Origin of the sequence: Rhodococcus sp. F64268 (assembly GCF_023015605.1) — a bacterium.
GTDB lineage: Bacteria > Actinomycetota > Actinomycetes > Mycobacteriales > Mycobacteriaceae > Rhodococcus.
The window spans coordinates 340,430-358,985 of the sequence record NZ_JALKAI010000004.1; the positions used below are offsets into that span (position 1 = coordinate 340,430).

At 65.5% G+C, this 18,556-nt stretch carries 18 protein-coding genes; 13 read left to right on the forward strand and 5 right to left on the reverse strand.

Features of this window, described 5'->3' with window-relative positions; all coding sequences use genetic code 11:
• The first annotated feature begins 126 nt into the window (after positions 1-126).
• The 6 genes from glsA (at position 127) to MWU77_RS11945 (ending at position 5,853) form a co-directional block, all read left to right on the forward strand.
• Positions 127-1,137 (forward strand): glutaminase A, encoded by a 1,011-nt coding sequence (glsA, locus tag MWU77_RS11920; protein ID WP_169689061.1) that lies wholly within the window; start codon positions 127-129, stop codon positions 1,135-1,137.
• A complete protein-coding gene (locus MWU77_RS11925) occupies positions 1,137-2,759 on the forward strand; it encodes an MFS transporter (RefSeq protein WP_206040152.1) in 1,623 nt (540 codons plus the stop codon). The genes glsA and MWU77_RS11925 overlap by 1 nt, the downstream gene beginning before the upstream one ends.
• 76 nt (positions 2,760-2,835) lie before the next feature.
• On the forward strand, positions 2,836-3,237 hold the full coding sequence (locus MWU77_RS11930; protein WP_247273775.1) for a molybdopterin-binding protein: 402 nt from the start codon (positions 2,836-2,838) through the stop codon (positions 3,235-3,237).
• Positions 3,237-4,004 carry a molybdate ABC transporter substrate-binding protein gene (modA, locus tag MWU77_RS11935; RefSeq protein ID WP_247273776.1) on the forward strand — a complete coding sequence of 256 codons (768 nt, stop codon included), beginning with the start codon at positions 3,237-3,239 and terminating at the stop codon, positions 4,002-4,004. Before MWU77_RS11930 ends, modA begins: the two co-directional genes overlap by 1 nt.
• 35 nt (positions 4,005-4,039) lie before the next feature.
• The gene (locus MWU77_RS11940; protein ID WP_169689335.1) at positions 4,040-4,801 is read left to right on the forward strand and encodes an ABC transporter permease; all 762 of its coding nucleotides are present in this window, start codon (positions 4,040-4,042) and stop codon (positions 4,799-4,801) included.
• Positions 4,798-5,853, forward strand: a complete 1,056-nt coding sequence (locus MWU77_RS11945; RefSeq protein ID WP_247273777.1) for a sulfate/molybdate ABC transporter ATP-binding protein — start codon at positions 4,798-4,800, stop codon at positions 5,851-5,853. The genes MWU77_RS11940 and MWU77_RS11945 overlap by 4 nt, the downstream gene beginning before the upstream one ends.
• Here the strand turns inward: MWU77_RS11945 and MWU77_RS11950 are convergent, their stop codons facing one another.
• Both MWU77_RS11950 and MWU77_RS11955 read right to left on the reverse strand, forming a co-directional pair.
• Positions 5,854-7,146 (reverse strand): MFS transporter, encoded by a 1,293-nt coding sequence (locus MWU77_RS11950; protein ID WP_247273778.1) that lies wholly within the window; start codon positions 7,144-7,146, stop codon positions 5,854-5,856. It lies immediately after the preceding gene.
• 31 nt (positions 7,147-7,177) lie between these two features.
• Positions 7,178-8,125, reverse strand: coding sequence for an NAD-dependent epimerase/dehydratase family protein (locus MWU77_RS11955; RefSeq protein ID WP_247273779.1), 948 nt, complete (start codon positions 8,123-8,125; stop codon positions 7,178-7,180).
• Between the two features lie 147 nt (positions 8,126-8,272).
• Here MWU77_RS11955 and MWU77_RS11960 point away from each other — a divergent pair, with 147 nt between their 5' ends.
• Positions 8,273-8,980: a TetR/AcrR family transcriptional regulator gene (locus MWU77_RS11960; protein WP_169689055.1), complete on the forward strand. Its 708-nt coding sequence runs from the start codon at positions 8,273-8,275 to the stop codon at positions 8,978-8,980.
• A 12-nt stretch (positions 8,981-8,992) separates the two neighbouring features.
• Complete coding sequence (locus tag MWU77_RS11965) at positions 8,993-9,601, forward strand: YqgE/AlgH family protein (RefSeq protein WP_247273780.1); 609 nt, start codon at positions 8,993-8,995, stop codon at positions 9,599-9,601.
• A gap of 4 nt (positions 9,602-9,605) precedes the next feature.
• Here the strand turns inward: MWU77_RS11965 and MWU77_RS11970 are convergent, their stop codons facing one another.
• On the reverse strand, positions 9,606-10,571 hold the full coding sequence (locus MWU77_RS11970; protein WP_169689053.1) for a DUF1648 domain-containing protein: 966 nt from the start codon (positions 10,569-10,571) through the stop codon (positions 9,606-9,608).
• A gap of 34 nt (positions 10,572-10,605) precedes the next feature.
• Positions 10,606-11,007 carry an SdpI family protein gene (locus MWU77_RS11975; RefSeq protein ID WP_247273781.1) on the reverse strand — a complete coding sequence of 134 codons (402 nt, stop codon included), beginning with the start codon at positions 11,005-11,007 and terminating at the stop codon, positions 10,606-10,608.
• A 103-nt stretch (positions 11,008-11,110) separates the two neighbouring features.
• Between MWU77_RS11975 and leuS the strand changes: the two genes are divergently transcribed.
• The 5 genes from leuS (at position 11,111) to MWU77_RS12000 (ending at position 17,693) form a co-directional block, all read left to right on the forward strand.
• Positions 11,111-13,966 (forward strand): leucine--tRNA ligase, encoded by a 2,856-nt coding sequence (gene leuS, locus MWU77_RS11980; protein ID WP_247273782.1) that lies wholly within the window; start codon positions 11,111-11,113, stop codon positions 13,964-13,966.
• Between the two features lie 422 nt (positions 13,967-14,388).
• The gene (locus MWU77_RS11985; protein WP_247273783.1) at positions 14,389-15,633 is read left to right on the forward strand and encodes an MFS transporter; all 1,245 of its coding nucleotides are present in this window, start codon (positions 14,389-14,391) and stop codon (positions 15,631-15,633) included.
• A gap of 6 nt (positions 15,634-15,639) precedes the next feature.
• Positions 15,640-16,020, forward strand: a complete 381-nt coding sequence (locus tag MWU77_RS11990) for a metalloregulator ArsR/SmtB family transcription factor (RefSeq protein WP_169689049.1) — start codon at positions 15,640-15,642, stop codon at positions 16,018-16,020.
• Positions 16,021-16,456: 436 nt separating this feature from the next.
• Entirely contained in the window at positions 16,457-17,179 is a 723-nt protein-coding gene (locus MWU77_RS11995) for a hypothetical protein (protein ID WP_247273784.1), read from the forward strand.
• Positions 17,180-17,276: 97 nt separating this feature from the next.
• Positions 17,277-17,693: a VOC family protein gene (locus tag MWU77_RS12000; protein ID WP_247273785.1), complete on the forward strand. Its 417-nt coding sequence runs from the start codon at positions 17,277-17,279 to the stop codon at positions 17,691-17,693.
• A gap of 4 nt (positions 17,694-17,697) precedes the next feature.
• Here MWU77_RS12000 and MWU77_RS12005 read toward each other — a convergent pair whose 3' ends face one another.
• The gene (locus tag MWU77_RS12005) at positions 17,698-18,504 is read right to left on the reverse strand and encodes an alpha/beta hydrolase (RefSeq protein WP_247273786.1); all 807 of its coding nucleotides are present in this window, start codon (positions 18,502-18,504) and stop codon (positions 17,698-17,700) included.
• Positions 18,505-18,556 lie beyond the last annotated feature (52 nt).

Below are 18,556 nucleotides of genomic sequence, written 5' to 3' on the forward strand. Positions count from 1 at the left end.
AATCCCCATTTCCTGACCAAGATCGGCGCGCTTCCCGCGAGCGGCGTACGTTCCGTCTACAGTCCACCCAGGATTGTTTGTGCCACAGAATGCTTGTCACACACGGTGGTCCGGGGAGGGATTGCAGTGGAGCTCGGGCTCTCGGACGTCTCACAGGAAGTTTCCACGGGGTTGCTACCCGAATGGAACGAAGTGGACTCGCTCGTCGAGGCTGCCCATCGACGCTACCGGACCCTCCGAGACGGTGCGGTGGCCGACTACATTCCGGCGCTTGCCGAGGCGGACCCGGATCGATTCGGTGTGTGCGTGGTGGGCACGGACGGTGTTGTTCATTCGTCGGGCGATACGCGTATCGAGTTCTCGATCCAGTCGATTTCCAAGGCATTCGTCTACGCCCTGGTATGCCAGGAGCTCGGTCACGAGCTCGTTCGCGAACGCGTCGGGGTGAACAACTCCGGGGCCGCCTTCAACTCGGTTATCGCGATCGAGCTCAACGACGGGCACCCGATGAACCCCATGGTCAATGCGGGGGCCATAGCAACGACAGCGCTCGTGCCCGGTGCTTGCGCGGATGAACGATGGGAAGCCGTCCTGACGGGGTTGTCCGAGTTCGCGGGGCGCCGATTGGAACTGGACGAGGTCGTCTACAGGTCCGAAGCCGAGTCGAATCAGCGCAACCGCGCCATTGCGCAGTTGCTCGCGAGCTACGGACGTGTCGAGCTCGATCCCGACGAGGTGGTCGACGTGTACACGAAGCAGTGTTCATTGAACGTTGATGCTCGCGACCTCGCTGTCATGGGCGCAACCCTCGCGGACGGGGGCGTCAATCCTCTTACCGGTAGACGAGTGGTGCCGCCCGGCGTGTGTCGTGACACGCTCGCGGTTCTGTCTGCAACGGGCCTGTACGAGCGTTCCGGCGAGTGGCTTTTCGAGATCGGATTGCCTGCCAAGTCCGGCGTCGCGGGCGGCATCGTGTCGATTGCGCCCGGCAAGTGCGGAATCGGGGTGTTCTCACCGCGCCTGGACTCCGCGGGCAACAGTGTTCGAGGGCAGCGGGCCACCGGCTATCTGTCGAGGGTGCTGGGATTGAACATCTTTGCTTCCGCCGCACATTCTCCACGGAAGGGGCTCTTGTGATGAGTACCGGACAGGACACCGTGAGCGTCGAAGAGCGCAACTCGTGGCTGCCGATGATCGGTTTGTTCCTCGGCCAGATCCTGATGTCGTTCAACGTCGCTGCGCTACCTGTGTCGATCGGAGGCATGGTCGACGAATTCGGCGCGCCGCCGACCGCGGTGAGCACCGCCATCGTCATGTACGGGATCGGCGTGGCCGCGCTGGTGATGCTCGGCGCGAAACTCGGTCAGCGTTTCGGGTGGGTCCTGGTGTTCCGCATCGTGGTTGTCGTATTCGGCGGTTCGTCGTTGATGATGATCCTCGCGCCGACGGTGGAGTTCGTCATTGCCGCGCAGACGCTCGCGGGGGTTTCTGCAGCCATCATCGTGCCTGCGCTCGTCGCGTTGATCGCGGAGAACTATCACGGCACCCAGCAGGCGACCGCCATCGGCTCACTCGGCTCGGCCCGCGCGTTCTCCGGGATGAGCGCGTTCCTGATCGGCGGCGCGCTCGGCGCGACCGTGGGGTGGCGGCCGGTGTTCGCGATCGTGCTGGCCATTGCGGTCGCGGTGTTCGTCTTCAGTTTCACTCTCCGCTCGGATCGGGGTAACTCGTCGGTCGAGATCGATGTCGTCGCTGCGACTCTGATCGGTGTCGCGATCGTGGTATTGACCTTGGGATTCAACAATCTCAACGGTTGGGGCCTGCTCATTGCCCGTGAGGGAGCGCCGTTCGATGTCGTCGGATTGTCGCCGGCGCCGATCCTCATCGTCCTCGGTGTCGTTCTCGGCCAGGCATTCTTGTTGTGGACCAGGCGCAGGGTGCGGGTCGGCAAGGTCCCGCTGGTCAGTCTGTCGGTGCTCGGCTCGTCGCGTGAGCGAGCGGCCCTCTACGCAATGTTCGTGGTTGTCGCGCTCGAAGCTGCGTTGAACTTCACTGTTCCGCTGTACATCCAGATCGTTCAGGGACGCTCGCCGTTCGACACCTCACTGGCAATGATGCCGTTCAATCTGACGGTGTTCGTCACGGCCACCTTGATCATCCGCTTCTACAAGCGGTTCAGCCCAAGGGCCATCGGGATGTTCTCGTTCGTCCTGACCACGGTTGCGCTGGTATGGCTTGCCTTCGTCGTGACGAACGACTGGGAAACCCTGCCGACGATCGTGGGTCTGATCGTCTTCGGCATGGGCCAGGGCGCGTTGGTCACATTGGTGTTCAACGTGCTCGTGACCTCGGCGCCGAAAGAGCTGGCCGGGGATGTGGGATCGGTTCGAGGCACGACCCAGAATCTCGCCTCCGCTGTCGGGACCGCAGTGGCGGGGGCGATGCTCGTGACGCTTCTCGGACTGAACGTCGCTCAGTCGGTGGCCAACGATGTCGAGATCCCGGAGTCCATCGTTGCGGAGATCGACCTCGACGACATCAACTTCGTGAGCAACGACCAGCTTCGCGAAGTGCTCAGCGAGACGAGTGCCTCGCCGGAGGTGGTCGATGCGGCCGTGCAGATCAACACCGATGCCAGACTGAGGGCCCTGAAGACCGGATTGCTGATCCTCGCGGGGATCAGCGTTATCGCTATCCTCCCGGCTTCGCGTCTTCCCGCATACAAGCCGGACGAGATCCCCGACCCGAGCCCCGAATAGCGGCCGCGGCTGCGGCCACGCGTTGTAAAGTAATCCGCGCTTGTTCATACGCAAACGCGGAAGTATCGTCCAGTTCATGACGAATGTGCGGATAAGAGACGCCGCGGCTCTCCTTGGAGTCAGCGACGACACCGTGCGTCGCTGGGTCGATCAAGGTCTGCTCTCGGCGACCAAGGACGACTCGGGACGCAAGGTCGTCGAAGGTGGTGAACTCGCAGCCTTTGCCCGGGCACAGGCCACCGAGGTACCCGACCTGCTGGGTGTCGGAAGCTCCGCGCGCAACCGGCTGGTCGGACTCGTCACGCGCGTCGTGTCCGACACGGTGATGTCGCAGGTGGAGATGCAATGCGGCCCGCACCGGATCGTCTCGCTCATGAGTACCGAGGCCGTGGAAGAACTCGGTCTCGTACCGGGCAGCATCTCGGTCGCCGTCGTCAAATCCACCAACGTCATCGTCGAAACCCCCGGGGAGAACTGATGAAGATCCGCGCTGTCGTCGCAGCGTCGGCGGGAATCGCCGCCGCTCTCGTCCTGACGTCCTGTGCGAACAGTGATGCCGGCAAAGAGGAGTCCGAGACCCTGACGGTGTTTGCAGCAGCATCACTGCAGTCGACATTCACCGAGCTCGGCGATCTCTTCGAAGACGCAAACCCCGGGGTGACCGTGGAGTTCTCCTTCGCCGGATCGTCGTCTCTCGTCACGCAGCTCGAAGAGGGCGCACCTGCCGACGTGTTTGCATCGGCCGACACGAAGACCATGGGTGATGCCGTCGACGCCGGACTGGTTGCGGGTGAGCCCGTAGAGTTCGCGACCAACGTCCTGACCATCGTCACCGAGCCGGGAAACCCGGAGAACATTGCCTCGTTCGCCGATCTCTCCCGGGAAGGGCTCTCGGTCGTCGTGTGTGCACCGCAGGTGCCGTGCGGGGCCGCGACCGAGCGGGTCGAGGAGGCCTCGGGAGTGACTCTCACTCCGGTTTCGGAGGAATCCTCGGTGACCGATGTCCTCGGTAAGGTCACTTCCGGTCAGGCGGACGCGGGTCTCGTGTACGTCACCGATGCGACCGGCGCAGGCGAATCGGTGATCGCGGTTGCGTTCCCGGAGTCGTCCGGAGCCGTCAACACCTATCCGATTGCCGAGCTCGCGGCAGCCGACAATGCCGAATTGGCAGCGGAATTCGTCGACTTCGTCACCGGTGAACAAGGGCGTGCCGTTCTCGGAAACGCAGGATTCGGCGCACCGTGAGCCCCCCGCGCGCGTCCACGGGGATACCTTCGTGGATGTACGCGCCTGCCGCGGTGGGATTGCTCTTCATCGCGGTGCCGCTGGCCGCGATGCTCCTCACGGTCGACTGGGCGAACTACCCAGAGCTGATCACATCGGAGGCGTCACTCGAGGCGCTCGAACTCAGTCTCGTGACCGCAACGTCGAGCACTGTGCTGTGCATGATCCTGGGAATACCCATGGCGCTTGTATTGGCGCGCAGCAGTATTCCCGGTCTGCGGGTGCTCCGCGCGCTGGTATTGCTGCCGCTGGTCCTGCCCCCCGTCGTCGGGGGTATCGCGCTTCTCTACACCTACGGGCGACGGGGGCTGATCGGTGAGCAACTCGAAGTGTTCGGGATCAGCATCGCCTTCTCCACCACCGCAGTGGTAGTGGCGCAGACGTTCGTGGCACTACCGTTCCTCGTGATGAGCCTCGAAGGTGCTCTGCGCACAGCGGGCAACAGGTACGAAAACGTCGCTGCCACACTCGGTGCGAGGCCCACCACCGTCTTCCGTCGCGTCACACTTCCGCTCGTGCTACCGGGGCTCGCATCGGGTGCGGTGCTCGCATTCGCCCGTGCACTCGGAGAATTCGGCGCGACCCTCACCTTCGCGGGCAGTCTCCAGGGCACTACCCGGACGCTGCCACTCGAGATCTATCTGCGACGTGAGACAGATCCGGACGCAGCGGTGGCCCTGTCGCTGCTGCTCATCGTCGTTGCACTCGTGATCGTCGTCGCCGTGCACTCGCGACACTCGAAGGGAGGACCGGAATGAGCCGGCTGCGCGTGCACGCGAGTGTCGACGAGCGCGATTTCGAGGTCGAGCTCGACGTGGACGCGGGCAGCACTGTCGCGGTGCTCGGGCCGAACGGAGCCGGCAAATCCACGCTTCTCGGGGTGATCGCCGGATTGATCCGACCGGACCGGGGCCGAGTGGAATTGGGCGATCGCGTTCTCACCGATACAGAGGCGCGTGCAGCGGTGCCACCTCATAAACGTTCGGTCGCTCTGCTCGCCCAGCAGGCACTGCTGTTTCCGCACTTGACCGCACTCGACAATGTGGCGTTCGCACCCCGCAGTGCGGGCCGGGGGCGCAGTGCTGCACGCGAGGTCGCCATGCGCTGGTTGAAGGATGTCGACGCCGTCGAATTCGCTGATCGCACACCGCATCAGCTTTCAGGTGGGCAGGCTCAGCGTATCGCGGTCGCGAGGGCATTGGCGGCAGATCCGGAACTGCTCCTACTCGACGAGCCGATGGCTGCACTCGATGTCGCAACGGCCCCTGCCGTGCGCTCACTGTTGCGCAGGGTGCTGCGTGAAGACCGTCGTACAGCGCTGATCGTGACCCATGATCCCCTCGATGTCCTGGCACTGGCGGATCGGGTGGTAGTCGTCGACGGTGGGCGGATCGTCGAAGACGACACTGTGCAACGGGTCCTGACGCGCCCGCGCAGTGCATTTGCCGCGCGCATCGCTGGAACGAACCTGCTGGGCGGGGCCCTCGAAGCCGACGGTCTTGCCACGGAAGTGGGCCTCGTGCACGGCCTCGTCGACGACGACTGCCCCTCCGGCGCTGCGGCGGCAGCAGTGTTTCCACCGTCCGCGGTGGCCGTCTACACCGAACCACCGCATGGAAGCCCGCGGAATACGCTGCGTGTCACGGTCGGTGAAATCGAGGCGAGGGGTGCGACGGTGCTGGTGCGTGCGTCGAGCGGATTGTCGGCCGAAATCACGACGGCCGCGGCCGTCGACCTGACACTCGAACCCGGAGTAACCGTGTGGTTCGTGGTCAAGGCCACTGAGATCCGGATCCACCGCGTCGTGTGATCAACTTCCGCTGTCGATCCGATAGCGCCTGATCGCAAGCACCCCGATCACACCGAGCACGTAGATCGCCGCACCGGCGACCGCAAGTGCGGGTGATCGGCCGTCCGGCGCGATGACGAATGCAGCGATTGCGAGTGCTGCGAGGAACGCGATGTTGAACACGGTGTCCTGCAACGCGAATACCTGTCCGCGACGGGCGTCGTCGATGTCCATCTGCATGGCGGCGTCACCGGTGAGCTTGATCGTCTGTCCTGCGAGTCCGAGGAGGAACGCCGCGATGAGCAGAGGTCCCTGGGCGACCGCTGTGACGAACAAGAGCTGAACCACCGCTGCGACGATCAACCCGAGGGTGACTGTGCGCGGCCGGCCGAGTCGTGGGATGAGGAACGGTGCGACGATCGCGGCGATGAGCATGCCGACTGCGGTGGCGGCCACCGCGACACCGAATCCTGCGAATCCGCCGGGCAGCGACGTTTCGTGTTCGGTGTTGCGAAGCACGAGCACCATGATCAGTGTGTCGATACCGAAGACGATGCGGTGCGTGCCGATTCCGATCATGGCGGCGGCGACACCGGGGGCTTCCCAGACCGCTGTTGCTCCGGTCCGCAGCCCGGCGACGATGGTGTGCACCACCGCCCGAGGCCGCGCGCCGTCGGGTCCCAGCGCGTGACGTGCGAAGCCGCCCGCGGCGACCGCGCCGATCACCGAACCGGACGCCCCCAGCGCGACAGCGATACCGGAACCGAGGTCGCCTGCACCGACCAGCGCAATCGTGGTGACAGCGGCGCCGGCGCCGGCAGCCGATACGGCCGAGCCTGCCGTGGCGAGAACGGAATTGACAGGGACGAGCCAGGATTGGTTCACCACGTGCGGCAGGGAAGCCGACACCCCCGCGAGAACGAACCGGCTCACCCCCACGGCGGCGAGGGCGAGCACCATCAATGGTGTCTGCGCTCCGCCGGTGATGAGCACTGTGGCGACAGCGAGAATGAATACTCCGCGCAGCGCATTGGCCCACAACAGAACCGAACGGCGGTCCCAGCGATCGAGAAGCGCGCCTGCGAAGGGGCCGATCACGGAGTACGGAAGCAGCAGAACCGCGAACCCCGCAGCGATCGCCACGGGGTCTGCGTGCCGTTCGGGATTGAACAGGATCGCTCCGCCGAGTGCGGCCTGGAACATGCCGTCGCCGAACTGGCTCGCGAAGCGCACGAGCGTCAGGCGCGGGAGTCCCGGTGATCCGCGGAGAGCGGAAACCGTCGACTGCCACGCCTGCCGCTTCGAGTCCTGCACAAGTTTCGAGACTATCCGCCGTCGGTGCGGTCTACCGGTCGCGGTCCTGCCACCAGCGCACGGTTGCTGCCGCTGCTTCGGTGAGCGGTGTGGGCGCCAACCCGAGATCTGCCTCGGTGCGGCTCGAGTCCATCACGAACGGATCGGTGAACATGTAGACGGTTTCCGCGAGTTCGCGAAGATCGCGGCTCATGAGCCCGCCTGCGTGGAGTACCCATGCGGGGACGGTCCCTACCTTCGGAGCGGGCATTCCCGCGGCGGCCGCGAAAGCAGTGGCCATCTCGCGTTGCGTCACCGCGGGCGCCGTGGGCGCGTGCAGGACGCGGTTCCACACTTCCTCGTTGCCCGCGGCGGCGATCATCGCGGCTGCGAGATCGGGCACATAGGTGAACGAGTGCGGTGTGTCCGCTGATCCGAGGACCCGGGAGGTCTTTCCGGCGAGGACGGTGGGGACCATGCGTTCACCTGCATGGGCTTCGAGGACGTGGGGGCCGAAGAAGTCCGATGCCACAACGCTTACGGTCGGTGTGGAATGTGCGTCACGGGCTGCGAGCAGTCGAGTGCGCACACCGAGTTTGCCGCGGGTCGCCTTGCGGGGCGAGTTCTCGGTCATGACCTCATGCGGTGAGCTGTAGGAGTAGAGGCTCTCGGGGAACACGACGACCGCGCCGATGCGGCCGGCAGCGTCGAGCACGACCTGCTCGGCGCTGGGGAGTTCCTTTTCCCAGACTTCCGCGGAGTAGGCCGAGCCGTGGATGCACATGTAGAAGGCAACGGCGCTGTCGCCGTCGGGGCCGATCAGTGCCTGGTCGAGAGCGCGGGGGTCGTTGACGTCGATGCGCAGGCGTTCGATTCCGGGGCCCTCCGGTCCGCTTCCCGAGCGGGTGAGGACGCGGACTCGGTGGCCCTGCGCTGCGAGTCGTTCCGCGACAGTGGCGCCTACAGGCCCGGCGCCGGCGACTACGTGGAGTTTCGACATGGTGTCCGTCCTTTTCTCGAGACCTTGTCCAACAAATGTGAGCACTGCTCTCTGTTTCTGAACTCAGACTGCACCGCGAGTGGTCCCATGTCAAGAGCAGTGCTCACATTTGTTGACAGTGCTCGCTGTTGTGGTCAGGCTGGGAACATGACCACCCCCCGCGCACGGGCGCGCGCCCGCACGATGGCCGACATCCTCCGTATCGGTCGAGACCACCTGGCGACAGAAGGCGCCGCCGCACTCTCATTGCGAGCCGTCGCACGTGATCTCGGCGTGGTCTCGTCCGCGGTGTACCGCTATGTTGCGAGTCGCGACGAACTGCTCACTCTTCTGGTGGTCGATGCGTACGACGAACTCGGCGACACGGTCGACGCCGCAGTAACCGGGGTGGACGACCCGCACGACCGGTTCCGCGCGCTCGGCCGTGCCGTGCGCGAATGGGGCCTGCGCGAACCGGCGCGATACGCGCTGCTGTTCGGAAGCCCGGTCCCCGGCTACCAGGCGCCTGCCGAACGCACGACACAGCCCGGAATCCGGGTCGTGGTCCGTCTCGTCGGGATTCTGGCGGACGCGTATGCCGTGGGCGGGTTGCGGGCGATCGAGACCGTTCCGGTCCCCGACTCGCTCTCGTCGGATCTCTCGCGGATCAGGAGTGAGTTCGACGCAGAGCTACCCGACACGGTTCTCGCCCGCGGGATCCTGGTGTGGACCGGACTGTTCGGCGCGGTCGGCTTCGAGGTCTTCGGTCAATACGGCCGCGACACCTTCACCGACGTGTCGGCGCTGTTCGAACACCATCTCGGGGTTCTGGCCGACACTGCAGGATTCGTAACCACAAACGCACAGCCGCGGTGAGACAATGACGACGTGGCGCAGCACCAGGACGACCCCGAGGACCGCACCGCACCGTCGACCCCCAAGGTCCGTGCAGGGAATCTGCTCGTCGCAGGCACCGCGCTCTCCGAAGCCACGTTCCGGCGCACCGTGATCTACGTCGTCGAGCACAACGCCTCGGGCAGTTTCGGTGTCGTACTCAATCGAATCAGCGACACCGCCGTGGGCGCGATGCTCCCCCACTGGGCTCCCCTGTCGGCCTCGCCGGGTGCCCTGTACGTCGGCGGGCCGGTCCACCGAAACTCCGCGCTGTGCCTCGGCGTCGCGCGGCAGGGCGCTTCGGTCGACGGCATCAAGGGTGTCCGCAGGCTCGCGGGCCGGGTCGTGCTGGTCGACCTCGACACCGACCCCCAAACCCTCGCCCCACACATCGAGGGAGTACGGATCTTCGCAGGATATGCAGGGTGGAGTGCCGGTCAGCTCGACGGTGAGCTCAACAACGACGACTGGATGGTCGTTTCCGCCCACCCCCGCGACATCCTGGCCCCGGCCGGCACCGACATGTGGGCCAGTGTGCTGCGCCGCCAGCCGCTCCCGATGGCGCTCCTGGCAACCCACCCCATCGAGATCGAGCGGAACTGACAGATCACACGGTGTTCCGCCGGTCGGCGAGGGTGTTGATCGCGCCCGCCATCTCCTCGGCACGGTCGGTCGTAATCGTGAGTTCGTGACCCGATTCGGTGGTGATCACCAGCGCGGGGCCGGTGTTCGTGACAAGCCCGTACCGGTGGGGTCGCTTGATCCGCATCCCCCATCCGCCCCAGTCCTGGAACGGGCGTGTCTCGATGACCTTCGCGCCGATGATCTCGTCGAGGTCGTAGTCGAGCGCGGAGGAGCCGAGGTTGCGCACCGAGACACCGCGCTCGTCGACGCGCACCGTGAACCGGAGCAGGCTCAGGACCAGGAAGCCCGCCGGGATCGCGATGGCCATGGGCCACCAGCTCCCTATCACCAGGCACACGATGATCACGGGGACCAGTACGAGAAGTGCGAGCACGACGGTGGTGAGCCTGCCGGTACCGACCTGATCGACGATGGGCAACTCGACGGGGCCGCGCGGCAGCGACGGGTCGGGCTTTGTCGTCGCGATCGGCCGCTCCCGGTAATCGCGGAGCAGGCTCGCGCCGAGCCATCCGACCACGACACCGATACATATGCCCAGTCCGAGTGACCACGCGGGGAACGGCGTGTCCGACGGGTCGGACACATCCAGCTGTGCGGCCAGAGTCGCGACGTACAGCGTCGCCATCAGGAAGGTCACCGCAAGCCCGATCACCAGCATGTACCGCCGCATCATCAGCTGTGCCTGGGCGAGTACCGCGATCGCGCAGCATCCGCCCCCGACCAGTGCGATCAGCAGCGCCATCGTCCACGCGCCGGTCATCGGAGCGGTGAACGAGTCGGGAGTCGAGCCCGACCAATGGGATGCGACCTCAGCGGGCAGCCTCGGCTCCCATGCGGCGGTGAGAATCAGAACGGCGAGAGCACACAGCAGTGGGATCGCCAGCCCGAACACGGCGCCGGCGGGGTCGATGATGCGGCGACTGGTCATGGCCACATGGTATGGACAGCCGCAGGAGTGAAGATCAGGTGGTCGGCTCGCACATTCCGCGCAGGCTGCACGCACCACACGACGTTCCGCAACCTTCGTCCGCGGGCTTCGTCGCCTCCGCGACCCGGGCCGCGATCGAACCACCGGCACCCGCCGTGAGCAGCGCTGCGACAACCGTGACGACGACCGCGATCACACCGCCGATCGTGGGCAGGGTGAGCGCCGCGACACCACCGAAGACGCACAACGCACCTGCACCGAGCATGCTGGGTGCAGCGACCTTGTTGGCCATGGCGAAGGTTTCTTCATCGCGGAGGGACTCCGGCGTGCGCACACCCGCCCAGCGGTTGCGCGGAAGCTTGCCGGTCAGCGCCGCGACACCGACCGCGCCGATGGCGAGGGCGATAAGAAAAAGCAGGATGGCGACGATCAGCACCGGACCAGGATACCGCCGCGTGTAGCCGCCCCACTCCTCGGGTCGGGGCACGTTCTACCCTGGTTGCAGCCCACAAACGCCGGCCGAGTAGATAGCGATCACCGTGACCCGTCCCCCTCAGTCCTCTCCACCGTCCGACGCCACCCCCCAGCACCGGTACACCGCCGAACTCGCGGGGCAGATCGAGCAGCGCTGGCAGGAGCTGTGGCGCGAGCGAGGCACCTTCCACGCACCGAATCCGGTGGGCGATCTCGCCGGTGACGTGCCCGCCGACAAGTTGTTCGTGCAGGACATGTTCCCGTACCCATCGGGCTCGGGCCTGCACGTCGGGCACCCCCTCGGCTACATCGCGACCGACGTCTACGCCCGGTTCCACCGGATGCAGGGACGCAACGTGCTGCACACGCTCGGCTACGACGCTTTCGGCCTGCCCGCCGAGCAGTACGCGGTGCAGACGGGCACCCACCCCCGCACCACGACCGACGCCAACATCGTCAACATGAAGCGGCAGCTCGGCCGTCTGGGTCTCGGTCACGACGACCGACGCTCGGTCGCGACCACCGACGTCGACTTCTACCACTGGACCCAGTGGATCTTCTTGACGATCTACAACGCGTGGTACGACGCCGCAGCCGGAAAGGCGCGTCGGATCAGCGAGCTCGAGGACGAATTCGCCGATGGCACGCGCACCCTCGACGACGGACGTGACTGGGCATCGTTGTCGTCGGGTGAGCGTGGCGCGGTCCTCGACTCGTACCGTCTCGTCTACCAGTCGAATTCGCTCGTCAACTGGTGCCCCGGACTGGGTACCGTCCTGGCCAACGAAGAGGTCACGGCCGACGGTCGTTCGGAGCGCGGTAACTTCCCCGTCTTCCGGAAGAACTTGCGCCAGTGGATGATGCGAATCACCGCATACTCCGACCGCCTCATCGACGACCTCGAGTACTTGGACTGGCCCGAGAAGGTCAAGTCCATGCAGCGCAACTGGATCGGTCGCTCGCACGGTGCCCAGGTGGCGTTCGCGGTCGACGGTGCGGACGCCGAGGTCGAAGTCTTCACGACCCGCCCCGACACGCTCTTCGGCGCCAGCTACGTCACCCTCGCTCCCGAGCACGAACTCGTCGACGCGATCGTCGGATCGGCGTGGCCGGCCGGCGTCGACGTGAAGTGGACGGGTGGCGCTGCCTCCCCGGCCGACGCCGTTGCGGCCTACCGTGCTGCGATCGCCGCGAAATCCGATCTGGAGCGGCAGGAGTCGAAGGAGAAGACCGGTGTGTTCCTCGGCGCGTACGCCGTGAACCCCGTCAATGGCGAGAAACTCCCGATCTTCATCGCCGACTACGTACTCACCGGTTACGGCACCGGTGCGATCATGGCCGTTCCGGGTCACGACCAGCGCGACTGGGAATTCGCGACCGCATTCGGGCTGCCCATCCGGGAGGTCATCTCGGGAGGCGACATCGGAGCCGAGGCCTACACCGGCGAGGGCGCACTCGTGAACTCCGGGTTGCTCGACGGATTGAGCATCGCCGACGCGAAGAAAACCATCATCGCGAAGCTCGAGGAAGACGGCACCGGAACCGGCACTGTGCAGTACAAGCTGCGCGACTGGCTCTTCGCCCGGCAGCGCTATTGGGGCGAGCCTTTCCCGATCGTGTACGACGATCAGGGTGAAGCTCATGCATTGCCCGATTCGATGCTGCCCGTGGAACTTCCGGAGGTCGAGGACTACGCTCCGGTATCGTTCGATCCGGACGACGCCGACTCCGAGCCGTCGCCTCCGCTCGCGAAGGCCACCGACTGGGTGAACGTCGAACTCGATCTGGGCGACGGGCTGCAGCGCTATACCCGCGACACCAACGTGATGCCGCAGTGGGCGGGCAGTTCGTGGTACCAGCTGCGGTACATCGACCCGACGAATTCGGAAGAATTCTGTGCCAAGGAGAACGAGGCGTACTGGACGGGTCCGCGTCCCGAACTGCACGGTCCGAACGATCCGGGTGGCGTCGATCTGTACGTGGGCGGTGTCGAGCATGCGGTGCTGCACCTGCTCTACGCGCGCTTCTGGCACAAGGTGCTCTTCGACCTCGGCTACGTCACGTCGTCCGAGCCGTACCGCCGCCTGTTCAACCAGGGCTACATCCAGGCCTACGCCTACACGGATGCGCGTGGCGTGTACGTTCCCGCCGACGAGGTGGTCGAGCGTGACGGCAAGTTCTTCTGGACTGGTCCCGAAGGTGAGCAGGAAGTCGCCCGCGAATACGGAAAGATGGGCAAGTCGCTCAAGAATTCCGTTGCGCCCGACGAGATCTGCAACGATTACGGTGCCGACACCCTGCGCGTGTACGAGATGTCGATGGGCCCCCTCGACCAGTCGCGTCCGTGGGCGACGAAGGATGTCGTGGGTGCGTCACGGTTCCTGCAGCGTGCGTGGCGCCTCGTCGTCGACGAGGAGAGTGGCGCTGTCCGGGTCACCGAGGACGAGCCGGGCGAGGACACGCTGCGCGCGCTGAACAAGGCCGTCGCAGGCGTGACCGATGATTATGCCCATCTGCGCGACAACACCGCGATCGCGAAGCTGATCGAGTACACGAACCACCTGACCAAGCAATTTCCTTCGGGTGCTCCGCGTACTGCGGTCGAGCCACTGGTACTGATGACGGCTCCGGTCGCGCCGCACCTTGCCGAGGAGCTGTGGTCGCGGCTCGGGCACTCCGAACCGCTTGCGCACGGGCCCTTCCCGGCCGCTGATGAGAAGTGGCTGGTCGAGGACACCGTCGAGTACCCGATCCAGGTCAACGGCAAGGTTCGTAGCCGGATCACTGTTCCCGCTGACGCAAAGGCGGATGCGATCGAGACGGCGGCACTGGCCGACGCGAAGATCGTGGAGTTGCTCGCCGGCGCTGCGCCGCGCAAGGTGATCGTGGTGCCCGGGAAGATGGTCAACATCGTCAAGTAGGGCGCAGGGACAGCGCAGCCACCGTCGCCGGGGCACATCGGTGCCCTGGTGACGGTGGCTGGCTTGTGTTCTGGGGTGGAAATATGCGACCGGATCGGGGTGGTTCCCGGGTATCGGTGTGCAGAACAAGCCCGCACTCGCGGGCGGAATGAACTGCGGCCGAGTTTCCAGAGGTCCCCACCATGCTTGTGCCTTGCGTCGAGAACCTGACAGGGTCTGGCGGTTTGTCCTGGTAGGGCACCGTGGCGTGGCGGGGTGGTCTCGCACGCCTGCCCAAGCCCACACTGAGTCGGTCGGGAACCGAGCGAGAACCGCCATGACGTCATTGTCGCTCCTGTCGCTGATCCGTCATCATGTGCGCGAGTGCGCACTCATATTGATATGGTGGCGATGAACCCCACGCGATTCAGAAGGCTCAGCCAATGCTCGACATCCTGCACAACCCCACCTTCAGGCGCTTGTTCATTGCGCAGGTGGTGGCATTGGTGGGCACCGGCCTACTGACGGTTGCGCTCGGCCTACTGGCCTACGACCTCGCCGGCGCCCGGGCTGGTGCGGTGCTCGGGACGGCGCTGGCGATCAAGATGGTCGCCTACGTGGCGGTGGCGCCGGTGATCACCGCGGTCACCGACCGGGTGCCACGGAAGGTTCTCCTCGTGTCCGCGGACGCGGTGCGCGCAGTGATCGCCCTGCTCCTGCCGTTCGTCGGGCAGGAGTGGCAGATCTACGTGCTGATCTTCCTGTTGCAGGCAGCATCGGCGACGTTCACCCCGACCTTCCAGTCGATGATCCCCTCGGTCCTCGAGGACGAGGACGACTACACCCGTGGCCTGTCCCTCTCGCGTCTCGCGTACGACCTCGAGGCGCTGCTGAGTCCGGTGCTGGCGGCGGCGCTGCTGATGGTGATCTCATACAACCTGCTGTTCGTCGGGACCGTCGCCGGATTCGTCGCCTCTGCCGCGCTGGTCGCCTCGACGCAGCTGCCGAAGCTGATGCCTGCCGACCGGTCCGTCCCACTTGTGCGGCGCATCACCAGCGGCGCGCGAGTGATGCTGGGCCGGCCGGTCCTGCGCGGTCTGCTGGCGATGAACCTCGCGGTCGCGGCAGCAACCGCACTCGTGCTCGTCAACACCGTCGTCTACGTTCGAGATCTCCTCGGCGGCGCCGACCCCGGCGTCGCGCTCGCACTCGGATGCTATGGGGGCGGGTCGATGCTCGTCGCACTCCTCATCCCCCGCCTGCTCACCCACAACAACGACCGCGCGGTGATGCTGACCGGCGCCACCGTCCTCCCGATCGGTCTCGCCGTGGTCACCGCCGTCCTCGCGGCCGGCCCTTCCGCCGCGGTCGGGTGGGCGGCGTTCGCGGCGCTCTGGGTCGCGCTCGGCGCCGGGACGTCGATGATCAACACCCCGTCTTCGCGGTTGCTGCGAGCCGAATCGACCGCCGAGAACCGGGCTTACGTGTTCGCGGCCCAGTTCTCGCTGTCACACGCGTGTTTCCTGCTCACCTATCCGATTGCGGGCTGGGTGGGTGCCGCGGTCGGTCAGGTCGCCGCGGCAGCGATTCTGGCCGCACTCGCTACACTCGCTACCACAACCGCTGTCCGGGCCTGGCCGAAAAGCATCAGGTCCGCTGATACCGAGATGGTGGCAACCGGGAGGTGACCGACGATGGCCGCGGATCGCACGTCCACCGGCACCGCACCGGCATCCGCACCTGCCAGCCTCCTCCATCCCGTCGCACCCGATCAGCCGCGCCTCGATGCCGCCACCAACACCTTCCGCATGCTCGCCGACCCGACCCGCCTGCACATACTGTGGATCCTCACCCACGGCGAAGCGGACGTGACGGCGCTGACCGAAGCCTGCGGCGCCTCCCGCACGGCGGTCAGCCAGCACCTGGCCAAACTCCGCTTCACCGGACACGTCGACACGCGACGAGAGGGCCGCCGCATCATCTACAGTATCCGCGACGGCCACCTCACCCGCCTCGTGAGGGAAGGCATGAACCACGCCGACCACGTCGTCACCGGCGAGCCTCCGCACGAATAGCCGTACACTCCAACCCGATTCACTCATCCCCTCCGTCCCGATATGCGTCGCGCGGTACCCGGTTCGCGATCGCCTGGTGAGGGCGGATGGTGCTGTCGAATCCGACACCCCGTGCCGACGCGCCGGACATCTCCTCGGCCAACGCCGCCAGCACGACCCGCGCCTTCACTTCAACCGGGATCGTCGTCCGCCGACACCTCGCCGTCCGCGCCTCCTGACCGTGCCTTGATCGTAATCTCCGGGACCCTGCCAGAGAGTCTGGCGCAGGAGACTCGGATGCTTCAGAACGAATGTTCGATTATCGAGTAACGTACGAATGTATGTTCTGGTTTCCGATCGGAGTAGCGAGGGATGTTTTCTGTGTTTGGTAGCTTGGCTGATGGAGTTGTACAGCCGGGTAACTCGGTTCCCCTTAGGAGAAAGTAACTTTCGCGCTGTGAACAAGCCCCTGGTCGCCGGTTTCGTATGTCTCGCCATGTGTGTCCTGACCTCCTGCGGCACCGATTCCAGCAGTACCGGGACCGACGCGGTGTCCACTCCAGCGACTGCAGTCGTTCCGTCGGAGGTGGTTCTCTCCGACGTCGATGCCCCGGCGGGATACATCCACACTGATGTGGCCGACACGCTCGACTCGGATATGGGTGAGGTGAGCAACGACGAGGTGATCGCGATGTTCGAGGAGATCAGCGGCAGCACGGTCACCGATCCCGAATCGTGCGGCGCACTCGTGCCCACCGCGGTGGACACCGTGCTGAGACTGAACCGGGATCGTGCAGGCACGGCTGTCTCGGAATACGCGTCCGACGGCAGCCAGGGAACCGACAGTTCTGTCACCGTCATGGTCACCACCGGTGACACCGGTAGTCGGGTGGTCGAGAACCTCGACGAGTGCGCAAGTTTCACTCGGACGAGTTCATCCGGTGACGCCGAAGCGTCCGTCACCTACCGGGTCTCCCCACTGGAACTCGACGTGGAAGGTGCCGACAGTCTCACGGCGGCTCGCGCGGAGGCGGACCAGGGCGGGGCAGCAGAGTCCACCACCGTCGTCGCGGGAACCGTCGACGGTGTCTACTTCCAGATCAACGCGACCGGGCCCGTCGGCGATCAGCTGGTCGTCGACCTGGCGGAAAGGCAGATCGGTAAGATCGCCGGAGCTTGACAGTGCGGAACGGGCGCGACGAGCAGTATCGACAACTCCGCCCGGAGATGGTAATTCTGGAAACAGCGTCGCGTGTCGATGACGGACTGCGTCAGGCATGGAGGCGTCGAACCCCAAGGGATTCCTCTTGACCATCTCTCTCGATCACACAATTATCGCTGCCAAGGACAAACAGCACTCGGCGTATTTCCTGACGACTCTGTTCGGTCTCCCCGATCCGGTCCCGGCCGGGCGATTCCTGGCCGTCCAGCTCGCCAACGGCGTCACCCTCGACTTCGCCGAGCCGCCGCCTCACGTCGAGTTCTCGCCCCAGCACTACGCGTTCCTGGTGTCGGAGGAGGATTTCGACCGGATCTACGGGCGCATCCTCGAACAGAAGCTCGAACACTGGGCCGATCCCCAGCAATCCGCGCACGGGATCAACCACAACGACGGTGGACGCGGAACCTACTTTCTCGATCCGTCAGGTCACTATCTCGAAATCATCACCCGGTCATACGGTTCGGGCGGATAGCGCACTATCGAAGCTGGTCGTGCACGAAATCCAGGACGTCGTCGAGCACCTCGTCGCGGTTCGTCTCGTTGAAGATTTCGTGTCGTGCCCCGGGGTACTGCTTCGATGACGAACCGCGGCCGGCGAATGTCGCCCAGCCGGTGGCGGTGCCGTCCACCGGGACCAGTGCGTCGTCGCTGCCGTGCAGCCAGAGCACCGGCACGGTGTCGACGGCACCTGCCGCAGTGATGGTGCCGAGACAGTCCTTCAGCGCTTCGAGAGTGCGTCGCTTGAACGGACCGTGCCACACGAGCGGATCGTCGACATAGGCGCGACCCACCTCCGGGTCGCGCGACAGGGTCGACGGATCGACAGGAGCGTCGGGGATCTCGTCTGCGGCGAGAAGTGTGTCGACGACTGCCCACGTGCCGAGCACCGGGCCGGAGAGGACGACCGCGGCGAGTTCGTCGCCGTGGAGTTGGGTGTAGCGCGCGGCGATCATCCCGCCCATCGAATGGCCGATGAGAACGACGGGGAGATCTGGATGTTCGCGTCGTGCGGTGAGATCGAGAAGTCGGAAGTCATGGACGACGTCCTCGAAGTTCTCGACGAGTACCCGTTCGCCGTCGCTGAGGCCGTGCCCGATGTGGTCGACCGCGTACACGGCGGCGCCGTCGGCAATCAAGCGCGTCGCGACGTAGTGGTATCGGCCCGAGTGTTCTCCGTACCCGTGGCACAGCAGCGCGATGTAGCGGCGGGACTCCGGTTCCCAGCGTCGTGCGGCGAGCGTGGTCGTGTGACCGGTGAGGGTGAAGGCGGTGTCTGCGCTCATCGATGGCATTCCTGTCGGTGGGAATGAATGTTGCGCACAGGATTGCATGTTC